A 17,879-nucleotide genomic window follows, 5' to 3' on the forward strand; every position below is an offset into this window, starting at 1 on the left:
CAGCGGGTGAACGCACGTCAGGAGCAGGGGCTGTTCATCGACGGCGAGTGGGTCGTGCCGGACGGCGGGCACTACGACGTGATCAACCCGGCCACCGAGGAGAGCGTGGGGCCCGCGCCCGAAGCGAGCCGCGAGCAGGTGTACGCGGCGGCCGCCGCCGCCCGCGCGGCCTTCGCGGGCTGGTCGCGGACGGCGCCGGAGGAGCGCTCCGCGATCCTCGGCCGGGCCGCCGACATCATGCAGCGGGAGTTCCTACCGTACGCGGCGCTCGCCCAGGCGGAGAGCGGCGCCACCACGGGGACCGCGCGCGGTATGCAGGTCGGTGTGGGGGTGGCACGTTTCCGGCGTTATGCGAAGGGCGCCCTGGAACCGGTCGAGCAGGGCCTGCCACCGCAGATCAACGAGGCGGGCCCGATGGGCAGGGCGGGCGTCTTCGGGGCGCTCGCCGCCCGTCGGCCGGTGGGCGTGGTCACCTGCATCACCTCGTACAACAACCCCTGGGCCAACCCGGCGGGCAAGATCGCGCCCGCACTCGCCATGGGCAACACCGTGGTCGTCAAACCGGCCCCGCAGGACCCCCTCTCCGTCTTCCGGATGGCGGAGGCGCTGGCCGAGGCCGGCGTGCCGCGCGGCGTGGTGAACGTGGTGAGCGGGACGGGTACGGAGGTGGGCGAGGCGGCCGTCGACTCACCGGACGTCGACATGGTCAGCTTCACCGGCTCCACGGTGGTGGGCAGGCGCATCGCCGAGGTCTGCGGCCGCGGTATGAAGCGGCAGCTGATGGAGCTGGGCGGCAAGGGAGCGGCGCTGGTCTTCGACGACGCGGACCTGGAAGCGGCGGTGTCCGGGATCGGCACGACCTTCTCCTTCTACAGCGGCCAGATCTGCACGGCGCCCACTCGGGTACTGGCCCAGCGCGGAATCCACGATCGCCTGGTCTCGCAACTTTCCGCCTACATGGCGCACTTGAAGGTGGGCGACCCGGGCGAGCGGGGCACCGTGGTCGGACCGGTGATCTCGGCGGCCCACCGGGACCGGATCGAGTCGTACGTGGAACTCGGCCGCAAGGAGGGCGCGACGGTCGTCGCGGGCGGCGAACGGCCGACGTTCGAGAAGGGCTTCTACACTGCGCCCACGCTGCTGGCCGACTGCACCAACGACATGCGCGTCGTCCGCGAGGAGATCTTCGGCCCGGTCGTCGTGGTCGTCCCCTTCGACGACGAGGAGGAGGGCATCGCGCTGGCCAACGACAGCGACTACGGCCTGCTCGACTACGTCTGGTCCGGCGACGTGGCACGGGCGTTCCGGGTGGCGGCGCAACTGCGGGCCGGGGGCGTGGGGGTGAACACCATCGGCCGGAACATGGAGGCGCCGTTCGGTGGTTTCAAGCAGAGCGGAGTGGGCCGGGACGTCGGCTCGTACGCCCTGCACGCGTACAGCGAACTCCAGTCGATCGTCTGGCCGGGGTAGGGGGGGGCCGGCCCTCCCCCGGCCCACAGGGCCGGGGGTGGGCGGTGATACCGCCGGCTGTCCTGACAGTGGCAAGAAGGCTGACGAGGTCGATGCATACGCGGACCAGGACACCTCGTCAAGACCGTGCAATCGAGCGCTCGGCCCGATCCTGTGGGCGATGCCACCTCCTACGACGCGGGTGAGACCATGCCGACCCGCAGGTACTTCGCGAACTTGATGCCGGTGAGGGGTGCGTACGTGCCAGTGGAGTCGCCCGGCGGCTTCGATCCGTACTCGGACATGAAGCTGAACGTATCGGCGTTTTTGACGTCGAAAGCGCCGTACTCCTGCAGTGCTTTCGCGACCATCCGCTCGTACGGCTTGAGCGTGGTGTCGGCGTCGATGTCGTACGCGGGATCGAGCCAGATGAACTGCCCCTCGCGCCAACGGCCTTTCCTCCGGCCGTCGCTCCCCACGGCCGGGAAGACGTACTGGCCGTTGTTGTCAGGGGCGCCGAAGCTCAGGGCGTGATCGATACGGCCGGCCTTCCAGTCCGCGCGGGTGATCATTCCCGCGAGCCGCGACAGGCCGCTGCCGGTGGCCTGGCCCTTCCTGACGCCCGACGCACGGCGGGTGTCGGACACGGCACCCCACTCACAGCTCGGCCTGCCGCCCTGCACCTTGATCCGCCAGCATTCCAATGCCCGCCCGTCCGGTGTGATCACCACCGTCCATTCGCGCTTCGGCGCCTTCCACGACGTGTCCCAGGGGAAAGCGACGCCTTTGAACGGGTCGGGCCCCCAGCTACCGATGTGCTCGCGCGGGGTGACCGTGAAGGTCGGGGTGGTGGAAGTGGCCCGGTACACCGGAAGGCCGGCGGTGCCGGTGGACAACTGCGCCCGGCCCGGGGTGAGCAGATCATCGACCAACTCGGCGGATTTGGGCGCCGGATGAGACCGCGGATGCCGCTGGTTGAAGACGTCGTCCCCGGTGAAGAAGCGGGAGGCCGCGGCCACGTCCGAGGGTGGCGGCTTGTGCCCCGGCCGACTCGCGAGTACGCCGCCGACGACTGCCAATACGAGCACGCCGGCGCCGACAGCAGCGCCGACAGCCCACCGACGACCCGGCGCCGCCGTCGGCGATGTCGACGGCGGCGCCGGTGCCGTCGCTGATGTGGGCGTCATGACGACCTCGGCCCTCGCCGCCCGCCACCGCCGTTCCCACTCCGCCCGGTCCCCGTCGCAGGCCTCGGCGTAGGCCAGGGCCACGTCCAGGGGAGGCAGTTGCCCGCCCTGGGCGGCTGCTGACAATGCACTGGACGACTGGCCCGTACGCGCGGACATCTGACGGTAGGCCGGGCCACCTGCCGAGTGGCGCAGGGCCCGTAACTCCGAGGCGAACCGCTCTGCCGGGTCATCCGCCGGATCGCCCGACGGGTGTGATGAGGTCGCGGTCACCTGCTCGCCCTCCAAGCATGGCCCGTGGTCGCCCTCGGGGTGACGTGCGGACGACTCTTCCGAGTCTAGGCCCGCGGTCCGACACTCTGAATCCTCTCGTTCGTCCTCCGGCTCCGTGAACCGGGATCGTTCCGACGGACACGCCCCGGGAGGCCGCCGGATCCGCGGAAACGGACTCGTGCGGGGGCCGACCGCAGAAGGATGGGCGCATGGATCAGGCATGGGCAGCCCTCGCCGGGGCGGGGGTGGGCGTACTCGGCACATTGTGCACCGCGTGGCTGACATCCACGGCGGCCCGGCGTCTGGCGCGCGACCAAGGAACGGCCGAGCACGGCCGGGAGCTGAGGAGCGAACGCCGCGAGGTGTACCTCGCCTTCATTGAGGCCGCGGAGCCGGTCGACGCCGTACTGCACCGCATCGCCCACCAGGACGGCGTACCGGCCACCGTCCGGGACAGCCCGCCACCGGCACCCGCGCTGCGCGAGGCCGTCGAGGAACTCGGCACCGCGGTGCACACCCTCTACAAGTCACAGGCACGGCTCGACCTCATGGGGCCGGAGGCCGTGGCCGTGGCGGCCGTGAACGTGTGGTCGGACGTGCGGTCCCTGCGGACCTACCTTGAGCGGGTTCTTCAGGGAGATTTGCCGGACGACGACTACCGCACCGGCCTCGAACGCGCAGTGGACGCGGTGGAGGTGAGCCGGGAGAAGTTCGCCCGGCGGGCACGCGAGGTGATGGAGGCTGCACCGTGAGGCTGTGCGGGGGCACGCGAACCGCTGCTTGCCCCGGCGGTCACGCACTCCTCGCCCTCACCTCCCCAGAAACACCGGATTGGTCAGCGCGGCCAGCGCCCCCGGCAGCCCGGCCGCCGCCGGGGCGTGCCGGATCTCCGCGCGTACATAGGTGGCGTACGCCGGTGTCGTGCGCCATTCCACCGTGCCCGCACCCGACTTGGGCAGCGGTGTCGTGTACAGCGTGCCCTGGTCCGTGACGAAGTTCGCCGTGCAGCCGGGGGCGCCGGTGACATCGAGGCGGACCGTGACCGGGGTGTCGGCGGCCACCCGGAGGCGGTCGCCGATGCCCGCGTGGGCCGCGCGGCCGCCCGTGGCGCCGAAAGTGAGTGAGATCGCCGAGGACTCGGTGATGTACGAGCGACCCGCGCGGATGCCCGCCAGGACGGCGTCCCTGCTGAGGTCGTCCGCCAGCACGACCGTCTGCGGGGTGCCGATCCGGTCGGGGTCCTTGTGGGCGTCGCTGTTGCCCATCGCCGGGGTCCAGCCCGCGCCGCTGACCAGGGTGTTGTCCCAGTCCGCCACGGACACCTCGTCGTCCGGGGTGTAGGGGCCGTTCCACACCTCCACCGCGTCCGCCTCGCCGAAGCCGAACTTCCAGTTGCAGCCGATGCAGGTCGCGTGCGGGTGGGCCGGGACGACCAGGCCGCCCGCGCGGCGGATCTCGCGGGCGTAGTGGCCGAAGCGGTTGTCCCGGGCGCGGTAGCGCCAGTCCACCCAGGTGCCGTGGTCGGTGGAGATGCCCAGCACATGGCCGTTGCGGGTGGTGATCTCCTCGCCGGTCAGGATGAGCAGCTCGTCGCCCCACAGCCCGTCCCACGCGCGGTGCCCTGAACTCGTGTTGTGCTCACTGGTGTTGATGAAGTCCAGCCCCGCCGCCCGGGCCAGTGCGGCGATCTCGGCCGGGGTGCGCCTGCCGTCCGAGTGCACGGAGTGGATGTGGCAGTCGCCCCGGTACCAGGCGCGCCCGCGCCCCTTCGCGCGTACCGGCGGATACACCGGGTTCGGCGTCTCGGGCGTCGGCCCGAAGCGCAGGGTGATGGTGACGGTGTACGGGAGTCCGTCGGGGGCCGTGGTGTACGGGCCGAGCGCGATGTTCCACCGTCCCGCGCGTACCGGGCCCGGCAGATAACCGGGGGTCGCCGCGTCCCCGCGGATGAAGAACTCGCTGCGCGCGCCGCCCGACCAGCCGCGGAACCCCGCCCCGCCCAGGTCGGTACCGCGCTCGTCGAAGACACCGATGTCCAGGGCGTTGCCCTGGGTCCCCGCGGGCACGGCCGGCTTCTCGTACGTGTACGAGACCACCAGCTCGCAGACCCCTTCCGGAACGTCCACCGGCAGATAGACGTAGTCCGGCGAGCCGGGCGGCAGAGTGCCGCGCACGGTCCTCGTCCGGTCCGGGGGTGTGCCTCCTGCCGGTGCCGCGCCGCCCCGGCTGCCGCCCTGCGGTGCGCCGCCACCGCCGTCCGCCGCGCTCGCGAAGCTCACGCTTCCCAACGTAAGCGCGGCGGCTGCTCCCGTCACCAGCAGTCCGCGCCGGCCCAGCTCGCCGGGGGTCGGGTCTCCAGGGTTCATGCCAACGGCTCCAGGGGTCGTGGGGGACACGAGGGGTGCAGCTGAACCCTGGTATTCAGCCGTGAACCGGGCGAGAAGGGAAGGGGGCGGGCCGGAGACCGTGACACGGCGCTCGGATTCTCGCCCTGTACGCCATAACCTCTGCGGCCACGGCACGGATACACGAGCGCGAATGAGGGCGGATGTCATGCGGCTGAGCACCACGATCTTTCTGACCGACCGGACCGTCACCCCTGTACGGCTGGCACGGGAGCTGGAGCAGCGCGGGTTCGCCGGTCTCTATCTGCCCGAGCACACGCACATCCCGGTCGAGCGGTCCACCCCGTGGCCGATGGGAGGTGAACTGCCCGCCGAGTACGGCAGGACGCTCGACCCGTTCGTCGCGCTGGGGCAGGCCGCCGCGGTGACGGAGACCCTTGCCCTTGGCACGGGCGTCACGCTCATCGCCCAGCACGACCCGATCGGCCTGGCCAAGCAGATCGCGACCCTCGACCATCTCTCGGGCAGCCGCTTCACGCTCGGTCTCGGCTTCGGCTGGAACAAGGAGGAGGCCGCCGACCACGGGGTGGAGTGGACGCGCCGCCGCGAGCAGGGCAGGGACCGGGTGGCACTGATGCGCGCCCTCTGGGCGGCCGAACCGACCTCGTACGAGGGTGAGTTCGGCTCCGTACGGGCCAGCGAGGCCCATCCGAAACCGCGGGGTGGCAGTGTGCGCACCCTGATCGGCGGGGCCGCCGGGCCGAAGCTCTTCGGGTACATCGCGGAGTACGCGGACGGCTGGATGCCGATCGGAGGCCGGGGGCTCGGTGAGTCGATGCCCGTACTGCGTCAGGTCTGGCAGGACGCGGGCCGCGACCCGGCGTCGCTCCACGTCGTCCCGTACGCCGTGCTGCCGACCCCCGGGAAACTGGCGCACTACGCGGAGCTGGGCATCGAGGAGGCCGTGCTCCAACTGCCCTCTGCGGACGAGGCGTCGATACTGAAGGTGCTGGACGAGTACGCCCCGTATCTGGCCACCTGAGCGCCCTCCGTGGCGGATGCGCGTACGGGGAGGGGCCGACGGGTTCTCCGACGTGCGGTGGCGGGCGGCCGGGCGGAAGCTGGTGGGTGTGCTCCACGAACCGAAGTACAGCGGACAGGCGGTACTGGTCGTCCACAGCCACCTCCTGCCTGTGGCGGCCACGCTCGCCTTCTCCGCGCACGGCTGCTCGGGCGTCCTGCGCACGCAGATCGTCTCCGACGACGACCTGGATCTCCCCGCGGAGCCGGTGCCGCTCACGCTTCTGCAGGAGCCGAAGGGCGAGGTCTGGGGCAAGGTCTCGGTCTGCCGCCGGACGCCCCAGGGTGCTGTGTCGATGAAGTTCGAGGGCGTCTGAGCTGCTGCTTCCCGAGGCGTCCGAGCTGTTTCTGTCGAAAGCGTCGAAAGCGGCGAGGGCGTCGAGAGGAACGAGAGCGTGGATAACCTTCCTGATAGCCTCTAACCGACCGTGCGGCTGTAGTCGTAAAGGTGCGCAAAGGTACGAGAGGTGGCAGGCCGGTGGCGGTACCGGACCCGACGACCCCGCGCGAGCGCTACCGCGCCCAGGTCCGCGCGGAGGTCAAGCAGCACGCCTGGGAGCAGATCGCCACGGCGGGGACGTCCGCGCTCTCGCTCAACGCGATCGCCAAGCAGATGGGCATGAGCGGACCCGCGCTCTACCGGTACTTCGCCGGCCGCGACGAGCTGATCACCGAGCTGGTCAGGGAGGCGTACCGGAGCCTCGCGGACACTGTCCGTGCCGCTTCCGAGACCGAGCCGGACCTCGCCGCGGCGGCGCACGCGATGCGCGCCTGGGCCCTGGACGACCCGCACCGCTACTTCCTCGTGTACGGCACCCCCGTCCCGGGCTACCACGCGCCCGACGACATCACCGCCATCGCCTCCGAGATCATGGCGACCCTGCTCGACGCCTGCGCCGCGCTGCCCTCCGGCAACCCGCCGACGCCGTTCGAGACCCACCTCGAAGACCACCGGGAGTGGGCGCACGGCCACCCCGCCCCGCCTGCGGCCCTCCGCCGGGCCCTGGCCGTCTGGACCCGGCTGCACGGCATCCTGTCGCTGGAACTCGCCGGCCACTTCACCGGGATGGGAATCGACCCCGAGCAGCTCTTCGCCGCCGAACTGCGCGACCTGCTGGCGCAGCGCTGACGATGCCGCGCCCCCGCGAGGGCGCCGCCCTCCCGGGGTGCCGGAACGGCGGAGCAGGAGCACGCTGGAGCTATGAAGATGCCGGTCATTGTCTACCCGCCGGACCCGTCAGGCGGGCGTCGCGTGCGAGCCGGTACGGAGACCCTCGGCGTGGCCCACAGTCGGAGGGATGTAGCCGACCTGCTGCGCGTGGCCGGGCTGGAGGGCATCGACGAAGCGGAGATCCCGACCACGTCGCTCATCGAGTGGCACGGCGGCGGTCCCGATCTGTGGCCGGCGCCCGGGTGACCCGCTCCGGGGTGACCGGCGCCCGGGTGACCCCCGCCGGGGTGACCCGCCGGGCCGGTACACGCCGTACTGCCGGGATCCACAGTGGCTGACCAGCCAGGCAGGCTTGCTCCGATGCTGGCGGGCGAGGCCCCGGTGCCCAGCGACCTCAGCGGCTGGGCGGCGGAGGTCAAGTGGGACGGGATGCGCCTCATCACACACGTCGACGTACGCGGCGAGGTGGCGGTGCGGGCCCGCTCAGGGGCGGACGCCACCGCCCGATACCCGGAAATCGCGTCGCTGGCCGGGCTCGTGGCCGACGCGCCCGTGGTCCTGGACGGGGAAGTCGTCGCCCTGGACCCGGCGGGTCTGCCGTCCTTCAGCAGGCTCCACCAGCGGATGACGCTCGCCGGACCGGCGCGGATCCGGGCCGCACGCGTACAGACCCCCGTCACTCTCATGCTCTTCGACGTCCTGGTTCACCACGGCACGCCGGTGACCGGCCTCCCGTACCTGGAACGCCGCCGGCTGCTGGAGAGCCTCGACCTCCCCGCCGACGGCACGGTCGCCGTACCGCCCGCGTGGCTGGACAACGCGTCGGCCGGGATCCGCTGGACCCGTGACCAGCAGCTGGAAGGCGTCATCCTCAAGCGACTGACCTCCCGCTATCAGCCCGGCCGCCGGTCCCCGGACTGGATCAAGGTGAAGTTCCGTCCATCGGCCGACGTCGTGATCGGCGGCTGGCTGGCCGATACCCGCGGTGAGCCCCGCTCCCTGCTCGTCGGTATGCCCGGACCCGGCGGCCTGCGCTACGCCGGCGCCGTCGGATCCGGCCTGTCCACCGACCAACGTCGCTTCCTGCTGCCGCTCCTCACGGCCGCCGCCGCCGACACCTCGCCCTTCGCGGCGGGTGCACCCCAGCCCCAGCCCCAGTCACTGGCAGGGGTCCACTGGGTGCTGCCCCTCCTGGAGGGCGAGGTGCGGTACGCGGAGCTGACCCGCGACGGGATTCTCCGGCAGCCTTCGTGGAAGGGGGTGCGGGGGATCGCCGGGGAGTAGCCGAAGGAACGGGCGCCCCTACTCCCAGGGCCACTTGGCGTCGCGCCCCGACTCGATGAGCGGGATCGTGCGGAACGCCTGGCCGGTGAGGCCGCCGAACGTGTGCCGGAACCGGGGCTGTGGTTCTGCGGGTATCGAGCCCGCATGCCCGAAGGCATTTCACCCAAAGAAGTAACCACGGCCTGCGCACCGGGAGGTGCATGAAGTGCCCTCACCGTACAGGGGCCGTCTGCTGCTGATCACTCGAATTAACGGGAGCCCGTGAGGAGTTGGCGGCCCGTGCGGTCGGCCGTGCGGTCCGGCCGCCGCCGTGGCCCCCGTGGGTCACCTGGCATAACAGCACGTCACCGCTTGCCGGGCGCCGCAGACAGTGCGAAATCGCGCTCGTATGCTCGGTCCATGACTGATCCGCAGCCCGCAGCACCCACCGCAAATGCCATGCGCCGCGCGCTCAGGCGGGCCAGGGACGGTGTGGCCATCGACGCGGCCGAGGCTGCCGTCCTCCTCCAGGCGCGCGGCGACGACCTGCGCGACCTCGCCGCATCGGCGGCGCGCGTGCGGGACGCCGGTCTGGAGGCGGCCGGGCGGCCCGGAGTCATCACGTACTCCCGCAAGGTGTTCATCCCGCTGACCCGGCTCTGCCGGGACAAGTGCCACTACTGCACGTTCGTGACCGTGCCCGGCAAGCTCAGGCGCGCGGGCCACGGCATGTACCTGTCGCCCGACGAGGTGCTGGAGATCGCCCGCCAGGGCGCCGAGCTCGGCTGCAAGGAAGCCCTGTTCACCCTCGGCGACCGGCCGGAGGAGCGCTGGCCCGAGGCGCGTGAGTGGCTGGAGGCCGAAGGGTACGACGACACCCTGGCCTACGTACGCGCCATGGCCATCCGGGTCCTGGAGGAGACCGGCCTGCTGCCGCACCTCAACCCGGGCGTCATGTCCTGGACCGACCTCCAGCGGCTCAAGCCGGTCGCCCCCTCGATGGGCATGATGCTGGAGACCACGGCGACCCGGCTGTGGAGCGAGCCGGGCGGCCCGCACCACGGCTCGCCCGACAAGGAGCCCGCCGTACGCCTGCGCGTCCTGGAGGACGCCGGACGCTCCAACGTCCCCTTCACGACTGGGGTACTGATCGGGATCGGCGAGTCGTACGAGGAGCGCGCCGACGCCTTCTTCGAGCTGCGCCGGGTCGCCCGCTCCTACCACGGTATCCAGGAAGTCATCGTCCAGAACTTCCGCGCCAAGCCCGACACGGCGATGCGCGCGATGCCCGACGCCGAGCTGGAGGAGCTGGCCGCCGCCATCGCGGTGGCCCGGCACCTCCTCGGCCCGTCCGCCCGCATCCAGGCCCCGCCGAACCTGGTCGACGCCGAGTACGCGCTGCTCATCGGTGCCGGGATCGACGACTGGGGCGGGGTGTCCCCGCTGACGCCCGACCACGTCAATCCCGAGCGCCCCTGGCCGCACATCGACGAGCTGGCCGAACGGACCGCGGGAGCGGGCTTCCAGCTGCGTGAGCGGCTCACGATCTACCCGGAGTTCATCCAGCGCGGCGAACCCTGGCTCGACCCCCGGCTCGTGCCGCACGTGCGGGCGCTCGCCGACCCTGAGACCGGTCTGGCCCGCGAGGGCGCCAAGCCGTCGGGGCTGCCCTGGCAGGAGCCCGACGAGGGCTTCACCGCCACCGGCCGCACCGACCTGCACACCACCATCGACACCGAGGGCCGCACGTCCGACCGCAGGGACGACTTCGACGAGGTGTACGGGGACTGGGACGCCCTGCGCGAGCAGGCGGCCCCCGGCATGGTCCCGTCCCGTATCGACACCGACGTCAAGCAGGCACTCGACCAGGCGGCCGCGGACCCGACGCGGCTCACCGACGACGAGGCGCTCGCCCTGCTGCACGCGGACGGCCCGGCACTGGACGCGCTCACCGGGATCGCCGACGACCTGCGACGGGACGTGGTCGGTGACGACGTCACGTACATCGTCACCAGGAACATCAACTTCACCAACGTCTGCTACACGGGCTGCCGCTTCTGCGCCTTCGCCCAGCGGCGCACGGACGCCGACGCGTACACGCTCTCGCTGGACCAGGTCGCCGACCGTGCCGCTCAGGCATGGGACGTCGGGGCGGTCGAGGTCTGTATGCAGGGCGGCATCCACCCGGACCTGCCCGGCACGGCGTACTTCGACATCGCGCGGGCCGTGCGCGAGCGCGTCCCGGGGATGCATGTGCACGCGTTCTCCCCGATGGAGGTGGTGAACGGCGCGACCCGGACCGGCCTGTCCATCCGCGAGTGGCTCACCGCCGCGAAGGAGGCCGGCCTCGGCTCGATCCCCGGCACGGCGGCGGAGATCCTGGACGACGAGGTCCGCTGGGTCCTCACCAAGGGCAAGCTGCCGACGGCGACCTGGATCGAGGTCATCACGACCGCCCACGAACTGGGCATCCGCTCCTCGTCCACGATGATGTACGGCCATGTCGACCAGCCCCGGCACTGGCTCGGCCACTTCCGCACTCTGGCGGAGATCCAGCGGACCGCGCTGGCCAAGGGGGTCGAGGGCTTCACGGAGTTCGTGACGCTGCCCTTCATCCACACCAACGCCCCGGTGTACCTGGCCGGAATCGCCCGCCCGGGCCCGACGGCCCGCGACAACCGCGCGGTCACGGCGATGGCCCGGCTGCTGCTCCACCCGTACATCCCCAACATCCAGACCAGCTGGGTGAAACTGGGTGCGGAGGGGGCGGCCGAGATGCTGCGCTCCGGTGCGAACGACCTGGGCGGCACGCTGATGGAGGAGACCATCTCCCGTATGGCGGGCTCCAGTTACGGTTCGTACCGCTCGATCCAGGACCTCATCGCCATCGCCGACCTGGCGGGCCGCCCGGCCCGCGCCCGGAACACGCTGTACGGGCCGGTGCCGGAGGAACGCATGCAGGCGGCCCGCGCCTCGGACGGGCACCTCCCGGAGCTGCTGCCGGTGCTGGACTGAGGCGCGGGCCACGCCTCAGTGGCTCATCGGCCCTGCTCGTCCCGGGCGACGAAGGCGTCGCCGAGCAGGGTCACCCCGGGCACTCGGTCCCCGCGGTGATCGATGGTCCGCGTGGGGAGCGAGGGTGACGGGGCGTCGGCGCTCAGTGGAAGCCCAGCATTCCGGGTGAGTCGATGCGATGTCGACGGTCGGACTGCCCGGCGGGTAGTCGCTCTCGCGTCCGGGGCGTCCGTGGTCGCCCGCGACGCCAGGAGAGGAAGGGGGGATGAGGGGGAGGAGGAATGCGCACTCCTTGCCCTTCTTAACGTATAGCGCACAGGGGGCCTTGCGGCAAGGCCCCGGTCATGACGGAGAATCGCCGCTCGAAGCCAGAACCCGGGGATCCGGCTTCAAGGAATTCAGTGTGCGCGAAATTGGGGGTTCTGATGATCGATGTGATCGTCGCCGGTGGTGGACCGACCGGCATGATGCTCGCCGCCGAGTTGCGGCTGCACGGCGTACAGGTGCTCGTGCTGGAGAAGGAGCCGGAGCCGGCCAGATATGTCCGCTCACTCGGCCTGCACGCGCGCAGCATCGAGGTGATGGATCAGCGCGGCCTGCTGGAGCGGTTCCTCGCGGAGGGCAAGAAGTACCCGCTCGGCGGCTTCTTCGCCGCCATTCGCAAGCCGGCCCCCAGCCGGCTGGACACCGCCCACGGGTTTGTCCTCGGCATCCCGCAGCCCATCACCGACCGCCTGCTGGCCGAGCACGCCACCGAGCTCGGCGCCGAGGTCCGGCGCGGCTGCGAGGTGGTCGGGCTGAGCCAGTCCGAAGACGGGGATGGGGAGGGCGTGACCGTCGAGCTGGGCAGTGGGGGCGTAGCCGCCGGGGGAGGCACACAGCTGCGTGCGCGCTATGTGGTGGGCTGCGACGGCGGCCGCAGCACGGTGCGTAAATTGCTCGGCATCGGTTTCCCCGGTGAGCCCACCAGGGTCGAGACGCTGCTCGGCGAGATGGAGGTGACCGCTCCGCAGGAGACGGTGGACGCCGTGATGGCCGAGGTCCGCAAGACCCAGCTCCGGTTCGGTCTGGGGCCGGTCGAGGACGGGGTGTACCGCGTCGTCGTGCCCGCCGATGGGCTGGCCGAGGACCGTACCCCGCCGACTCTCGACGAGTTCAAGCAGCAGCTGCGGGCCGTCGCGGGCACCGACTTCGGCGCGCACTCGCCGCGCTGGCTCTCCCGTTTCGGCGACGCCACCCGGCTTGCCGATCGCTTCCGGACCGGCCGCGTGCTGCTGGCCGGGGACGCGGCGCACATCCACCCGCCGACCGGCGGGCAGGGCCTCAACCTCGGTATCCAGGACGCGTTCAACCTCGGCTGGAAGCTGGCAGCCGAGATCAACGGCTGGGCGCCGGATGGGCTGCTCGACAGCTACCAGGCCGAACGGCGTCCGGTGGCGGCCGACGTACTGGACAACACCCGCGCCCAGATGGAGCTGATGTCCACTGAGCCGGGCGCCCAGGCGGTGCGCCGACTGGTGTCGGAACTGATGGACTTCGACGACGTCAACCGGCTCCTGACCGAGAAACTCATCGCGACAGCGATCCGTTACGACTTCGGCGAGGGCCACGAGCTCCTCGGCCGCCGCCTGCGCGACGTGCAGTTGAAGGGCGGCCGGCTGTACGGGCTGATGCACGCGGGCCGCGGCCTGCTGCTGGACCAGACCGGCCGGCTCTCGGTTGAGGGCTTTACGGACCGGGTCGACCATGTCGCCGACGTCAGCGAGGAACTGGACGCGCCTGCCGTGCTGCTGCGGCCGGACGGCCATGTGGCGTGGGTCGGCGAGGACCAGCAGGAACTGCTCAGCGCGCTGCCGAAGTGGTTCGGCGCTGCGGCGCGCTGAGCGGTCGGCGGGCGAACCTCACGAAGGCGATCCGGCGGGGGTTTCGGTCAGGGCGCCGGGGTGAGCATCCCGTGGGCCACTGCCGATTCCCTGATCTCCTGATACAGGGCGGTGAGGGTCTCGCTCACCTGGACGCGGGGCAGTTGGAGTCGGTCCAGGGCCTCAGCATCGGCGCCGACGTCCTGCCAGCCCTGACCGGTGAGGAACCGCATCAGCGCGGGGTTGAGCCGGTCCACTCCGCGTACGAGCCGGGACTCGGGCGTCTGCCCTTCCTCGTACTCGTGCCACAGGCCGAGGAACTCGGCGCCGAGCCCGGCCGGGAGCGGTGAGAACCGCCGTTGGGCCACCTCCTCCTCGATCCGGGCCTTGTCCTTGTTGTGCTGGGCCGTCCAGGCCGACGGGTCACCCGCGTCGATTTCCACGAGGTCGTGCATCAGGCACAACTTGAGCATTTTCTCCAGGTCGAGGGAGTGGCCGCATTCTCTTTCGAACTCGCGGTGCAGGATCCAGCTGACCAGTGCCAGGTGCCATGAGTGTTCGGCCACGCTCTCCTTCCTGGCCGAGGTGGCATTGTTGTGCCGGTCAACTTCCCGCAGACGGGCGGTGAAGGCGATGAAGTCGAATACTTCTCGAATGTGGTCGTCCATGGCATCTGCCTTATTTTTGCGTGAGGTTGACGTTCGAGGCTCTGCCGACCACCGGCTACCGCGCTTCCTCCCGTACGTTCTGGATGAAGGTCGTCCAGGCCGTGCCGGGGAAGATCAACGCCGGGCCGGTGGGGGCGGTCTTGCTGTCGCGTACGGGGATGATGCCCGGGTAGTCGTGTGTGACTTCGACGCAGTTGTTGTCGCCTCCGTCGCTGTAACTCGACTTGAGCCAGGTCGCGATGGAGAGGTCGTGTGTGCGCTTCATCCTCTGTACTCCTTCAGGACGCCCTTGATGAAGTCAATGGAGTCGGACGGGGGCAGCGCCAGATCTCGCAGCCGATCGTAAGACAGGCGGGCGCGTGCCACATCAGCCGGATCTTCCATCAACTCCGCGCACCGATTGCCTTCCGTGTAGGCAGCGGCGCTCCCATCTTCCTGCCAGAGCAGAGTCAGGGAGCCCTGCATGAAGTGATGGGCCCCTGCGGAGAGGGGGAGGATCTGGAGGGAGACTTTCGGTAACTCCGCCACCCCGATGAGGTGCTCCAGTTGCTCTTCCCATACCGCAGGGTTGGCGACCGGGCGCCGAAGCGCGTACTCGTCCATGATGATGCGGACCGATGGAGCCGGGTTGCGATACAGCAGTTGCTGTCGCCCGAGGCGCGCTATGACCTGCTCCTCCACCTGCTCCGCTTCTCTCTCTGTTTCCTGATCACCGGACAACAGAGCGCGGGCCACAGCCTCGGTCTGTAGCAGCCCGGGGATGCCCAGCGTGAACTTGTGCATGATCTGAGCCGTCAGCTCCAGCCGCATGAACTCCTTGTACTTGTCCTTGAACACCTCCCTCCGCGCCACCTTCCACAGCTGTACCAGCAGCCCCCCGGTCCCGTAATACCGGTCCAGGTCCTCCATCACCGCGAGCTTGGACAGCCGCTGGCTCACCTCCAGCCGGTACAGGTAGCTCTTGTCGTACCGTGTCTCGGCTGCCAGCTGGCTCAGCGTCAGGCCGGCCTTCTCGCGCAGGTACCGCAGCGCACGTCCCAGTGCCGCGCGCCCCGACTCCTCTTCCGCCTCGGCGAGTTCGGTCATCGATCCCCTCCTGTTGCCGTGCGCGAAGGCAATCGCGCGTCCCTTTCCGAGCGTAGGGCCAGGACGTAATCATCGGGACACGAACGGTAATCGCCGCTCCTCAGCCAAGAGCCGAACCTCCGATTCCCCCTGTGAGGCGCTGACCATGCCCGACTCCCTGCTCCGGTTGCTGCCGTGGACCACCCCCGAGGGCATGCCGTGTTACCTCAGCACGGACGACCCGCGCAGCCTGCTGTCCCGGCTGGCCGACGATCTGGAGGAACAGCAGATGGACTCGGCGGAAGTGGTGCTCGCCGGTTCGCGTGCCGTCCTGGCGGATCGGGCGGCGGGGGAGCGGGCCGTACGGTTCGCGCTCACCCGGGCCACCGAGTCGCTCGGGGACGTGCTCCGGATCGCGTACAGCAGGGGCGGGCGGATCGAGGGCAAGGAGTGACCGGGTGCGCGGGGTCTCAGTCGAGGCCGTCCGTTGCCCGGATGTTCTGGCCGGTGATCCAGCGTCCGTCGGGACCCACGAGAAACGGGCACGGCTGAACGCCCATGGTGGAGGGAGCGGTCGGCGCGTAGCAGGGCGGATTCGGCCTGTAGCGGCTCAGCCCAGCGCCGACCGCCCGGCAACCCTGACCACAGACCCGTCCATGCGGGTCTCTAATATTACGTTCCGTGTTCCCGACGGACGCTGAAGCCCGCTGAAGCCCGTTTGGACGGGCCGACCGCTCAGCGCCCGGCACGACAGGACACGACGACGTCCACCGCATGGCGATGGAATCGAGCATCGACGAGAGGAACGTTCATGCGCGCCCGGAGCATCGCCGCCGCCACCGCAACAGCACTGGCGCTGGTGGCAGCCCGCGACCTCGTCCAGAAGAAGCACGCGCTGCTCCGGAACTTCCCGGTGATCGGGCACGCCCGGTACCTGCTGGAGACGATCGGGCCGGAGCTGCGGCAGTACATCGTGACCTCCAACGACGAAGAGCGTCCGTTCAGCCGTGACCAGCGCACCTGGATCTACGCGTCGGCGAAGGAGGAGAACAACTACTTCGGGTTCGGCACCGACAATGACGTCGAGCACACGCAGGGTCACGCTTATGTGAAGCAGCGCACGTTCGCCGGCGCGCTGCCCGACGCGCATGACCCGCAGGCCCCCCTGCCATCGGCCAAGGTGCTGGGCGGGCCGCGCGGGCGCGCCAAGGCGTTCCGGCCGGCGAGTGTGGTGAACATCTCCGCGATGAGCTTCGGGTCGCTCTCCGGCGCGGCGATCACGGCGCTCAACAAGGGGGCGGCGCTGGCGGGCGCGATGCAGAACACGGGGGAGGGCGGTCTCTCGCCGTACCACCGCAACGGCGGCGACCTCATCCTTCAGCTCGGTACGGCGTACTTCGGCTGCCGCAACGAGGACGGCAGCTTCAACCTCGACAAGCTCAAGGCAGTGGTCGCCGGCGCCCCGGTCAAGGCGATAGAGATCAAGCTCTCCCAGGGCGCCAAGCCGGGTCTTGGCGGGATGCTGCCGGGTGCGAAGGTGACCCCGGAGATCGCCGAGATCCGTGGCATTCCGCTCGGCAAGGACTGCGCGTCCCCTTCGCGGCACACCGCGTTCAGCGACGTCGACTCGATGCTCGACTTCGTCGAACTGCTCGCCACCGAGACCGGTCTGCCGGTCGGGGTCAAGAGCGCGGTGGGGGAGATGGACTTCTGGCAGGAGCTGGCCACGCTGATGGCGCGTGGTGACCGTGGCGTCGACTTCGTGACCATCGACGGCGGCGAGGGCGGCACCGGGGCGGCGCCGCTGACCTTCGCCGACTCGGTGTCGCTGCCGTTCCGGATGGGGTTCTCCCGGGTCTACGGAACCTTCGCCGAGCTGGGGCTGACCGACGACCTGACCTTCATCTGCTCCGGGAAGCTCGGCCTGCCCGAGAACGCCGCGGTCGCCTTCGCTCTGGGCGCCGACATGATCAACGTGGCTCGTGAGGCGATGCTGTCGATCGGCTGCATCCAGTCGCAGAAGTGCCACACCGACAAGTGCCCCACCGGTGTCGCGACCCAGAACCCGCGGCTGGCCCGCGGTCTCGACCCGACCTCGAAGGCCACCCGGGCCGCTGTCTACCTGCGCGCCCTGCGCAAGGAGCTGATGAAGGTGTCGGCGGCCGTCGGCGTCGCCCACCCGGCGCTCATCACGGCCGGCGACATCGAGATCATGAACGGCGACTACGAAGCCCGCACGCTGGCCGGCGTCTACGGCTACAAGGACGGCTGGGGCGAGCTGGGCCCGCACCTCGCCGATGAGATCACCGCGCTGCTCGCGGCCAACCCGGCCTCCGTTCAGAAGCCGGCCTCCGTTCAGCGGCCCGCCGTGTGACGCGCCGACAACGACAAGCATCGCGCTCCCCGCACTCCTGGCCGGTCACGACTCCTGCCCGGTCACGTGCGTGGCGCCCGGCAGCACCGGTGTCGCCCTCGTCTCCCCTGCCCCACGAACAGTCCAT

Annotated in this window: 16 protein-coding genes; 11 read left to right on the forward strand and 5 right to left on the reverse strand. The window is 70.5% G+C overall.

Going from position 1 to position 17,879, the window contains the following annotated elements; all coding sequences use genetic code 11:
• Positions 1-6: 6 nt before the first annotated feature.
• A complete protein-coding gene (locus OG452_RS20440; protein ID WP_327297026.1) occupies positions 7-1,470 on the forward strand; it encodes an aldehyde dehydrogenase family protein in 1,464 nt (487 codons plus the stop codon).
• A 170-nt stretch (positions 1,471-1,640) separates the two neighbouring features.
• Here OG452_RS20440 and OG452_RS20445 read toward each other — a convergent pair whose 3' ends face one another.
• A complete protein-coding gene (locus OG452_RS20445; RefSeq protein ID WP_327297027.1) occupies positions 1,641-2,909 on the reverse strand; it encodes an XRE family transcriptional regulator in 1,269 nt (422 codons plus the stop codon).
• 209 nt (positions 2,910-3,118) lie between these two features.
• Here OG452_RS20445 and OG452_RS20450 point away from each other — a divergent pair, with 209 nt between their 5' ends.
• Positions 3,119-3,661, forward strand: coding sequence for a hypothetical protein (locus tag OG452_RS20450; protein ID WP_327297028.1), 543 nt, complete (start codon positions 3,119-3,121; stop codon positions 3,659-3,661).
• A 57-nt stretch (positions 3,662-3,718) separates the two neighbouring features.
• Here OG452_RS20450 and OG452_RS20455 read toward each other — a convergent pair whose 3' ends face one another.
• Complete coding sequence (locus tag OG452_RS20455) at positions 3,719-5,275, reverse strand: CehA/McbA family metallohydrolase (protein WP_327297029.1); 1,557 nt, start codon at positions 5,273-5,275, stop codon at positions 3,719-3,721.
• Positions 5,276-5,462: 187 nt separating this feature from the next.
• On the opposite strand from OG452_RS20455, the gene OG452_RS20460 reads away from it, so the two are divergent.
• The 7 genes from OG452_RS20460 to rox all read left to right on the forward strand — a co-directional run bounded on the left by OG452_RS20460 (position 5,463) and on the right by rox (position 13,666).
• Positions 5,463-6,296 (forward strand): LLM class F420-dependent oxidoreductase, encoded by an 834-nt coding sequence (locus tag OG452_RS20460; RefSeq protein WP_327297030.1) that lies wholly within the window; start codon positions 5,463-5,465, stop codon positions 6,294-6,296.
• A gap of 88 nt (positions 6,297-6,384) precedes the next feature.
• The gene (locus tag OG452_RS20465; RefSeq protein WP_327297031.1) at positions 6,385-6,651 is read left to right on the forward strand and encodes a hypothetical protein; all 267 of its coding nucleotides are present in this window, start codon (positions 6,385-6,387) and stop codon (positions 6,649-6,651) included.
• Between the two features lie 161 nt (positions 6,652-6,812).
• Positions 6,813-7,463: a TetR/AcrR family transcriptional regulator gene (locus tag OG452_RS20470; RefSeq protein WP_327297032.1), complete on the forward strand. Its 651-nt coding sequence runs from the start codon at positions 6,813-6,815 to the stop codon at positions 7,461-7,463.
• Between the two features lie 150 nt (positions 7,464-7,613).
• Complete coding sequence (locus OG452_RS20475; RefSeq protein WP_327297033.1) at positions 7,614-7,751, forward strand: hypothetical protein; 138 nt, start codon at positions 7,614-7,616, stop codon at positions 7,749-7,751.
• An 84-nt stretch (positions 7,752-7,835) separates the two neighbouring features.
• Entirely contained in the window at positions 7,836-8,789 is a 954-nt protein-coding gene (locus tag OG452_RS20480) for an ATP-dependent DNA ligase (RefSeq protein ID WP_327297034.1), read from the forward strand.
• A gap of 399 nt (positions 8,790-9,188) precedes the next feature.
• The gene (locus tag OG452_RS20485) at positions 9,189-11,783 is read left to right on the forward strand and encodes a bifunctional FO biosynthesis protein CofGH (RefSeq protein WP_327297035.1); all 2,595 of its coding nucleotides are present in this window, start codon (positions 9,189-9,191) and stop codon (positions 11,781-11,783) included.
• Positions 11,784-12,208: 425 nt separating this feature from the next.
• On the forward strand, positions 12,209-13,666 hold the full coding sequence (rox, locus tag OG452_RS20490) for a rifampin monooxygenase (RefSeq protein WP_327297036.1): 1,458 nt from the start codon (positions 12,209-12,211) through the stop codon (positions 13,664-13,666).
• A gap of 47 nt (positions 13,667-13,713) precedes the next feature.
• Here rox and OG452_RS20495 read toward each other — a convergent pair whose 3' ends face one another.
• Genes OG452_RS20495 through OG452_RS20505 form a run of 3 tightly spaced genes read right to left on the reverse strand, consistent with a single transcriptional unit; the run spans position 13,714 to position 15,399 of the window.
• Positions 13,714-14,313, reverse strand: coding sequence for an HD domain-containing protein (locus OG452_RS20495; RefSeq protein ID WP_327297037.1), 600 nt, complete (start codon positions 14,311-14,313; stop codon positions 13,714-13,716).
• Positions 14,314-14,368: 55 nt separating this feature from the next.
• The gene (locus OG452_RS20500; RefSeq protein WP_327297038.1) at positions 14,369-14,578 is read right to left on the reverse strand and encodes a DUF397 domain-containing protein; all 210 of its coding nucleotides are present in this window, start codon (positions 14,576-14,578) and stop codon (positions 14,369-14,371) included.
• Positions 14,575-15,399, reverse strand: coding sequence for a helix-turn-helix domain-containing protein (locus tag OG452_RS20505; RefSeq protein WP_327297039.1), 825 nt, complete (start codon positions 15,397-15,399; stop codon positions 14,575-14,577). The genes OG452_RS20500 and OG452_RS20505 overlap by 4 nt, the downstream gene beginning before the upstream one ends.
• A gap of 145 nt (positions 15,400-15,544) precedes the next feature.
• Between OG452_RS20505 and OG452_RS20510 the strand changes: the two genes are divergently transcribed.
• Entirely contained in the window at positions 15,545-15,832 is a 288-nt protein-coding gene (locus tag OG452_RS20510) for a hypothetical protein (protein ID WP_327297040.1), read from the forward strand.
• A gap of 357 nt (positions 15,833-16,189) precedes the next feature.
• Positions 16,190-17,752, forward strand: a complete 1,563-nt coding sequence (locus tag OG452_RS20515; RefSeq protein ID WP_327297041.1) for an FMN-binding glutamate synthase family protein — start codon at positions 16,190-16,192, stop codon at positions 17,750-17,752.
• The last annotated feature ends 127 nt before the right edge of the window (positions 17,753-17,879 follow it).

This window comes from Streptomyces sp. NBC_01197 (assembly GCF_036010505.1).
Lineage (GTDB): Bacteria > Actinomycetota > Actinomycetes > Streptomycetales > Streptomycetaceae > Streptomyces.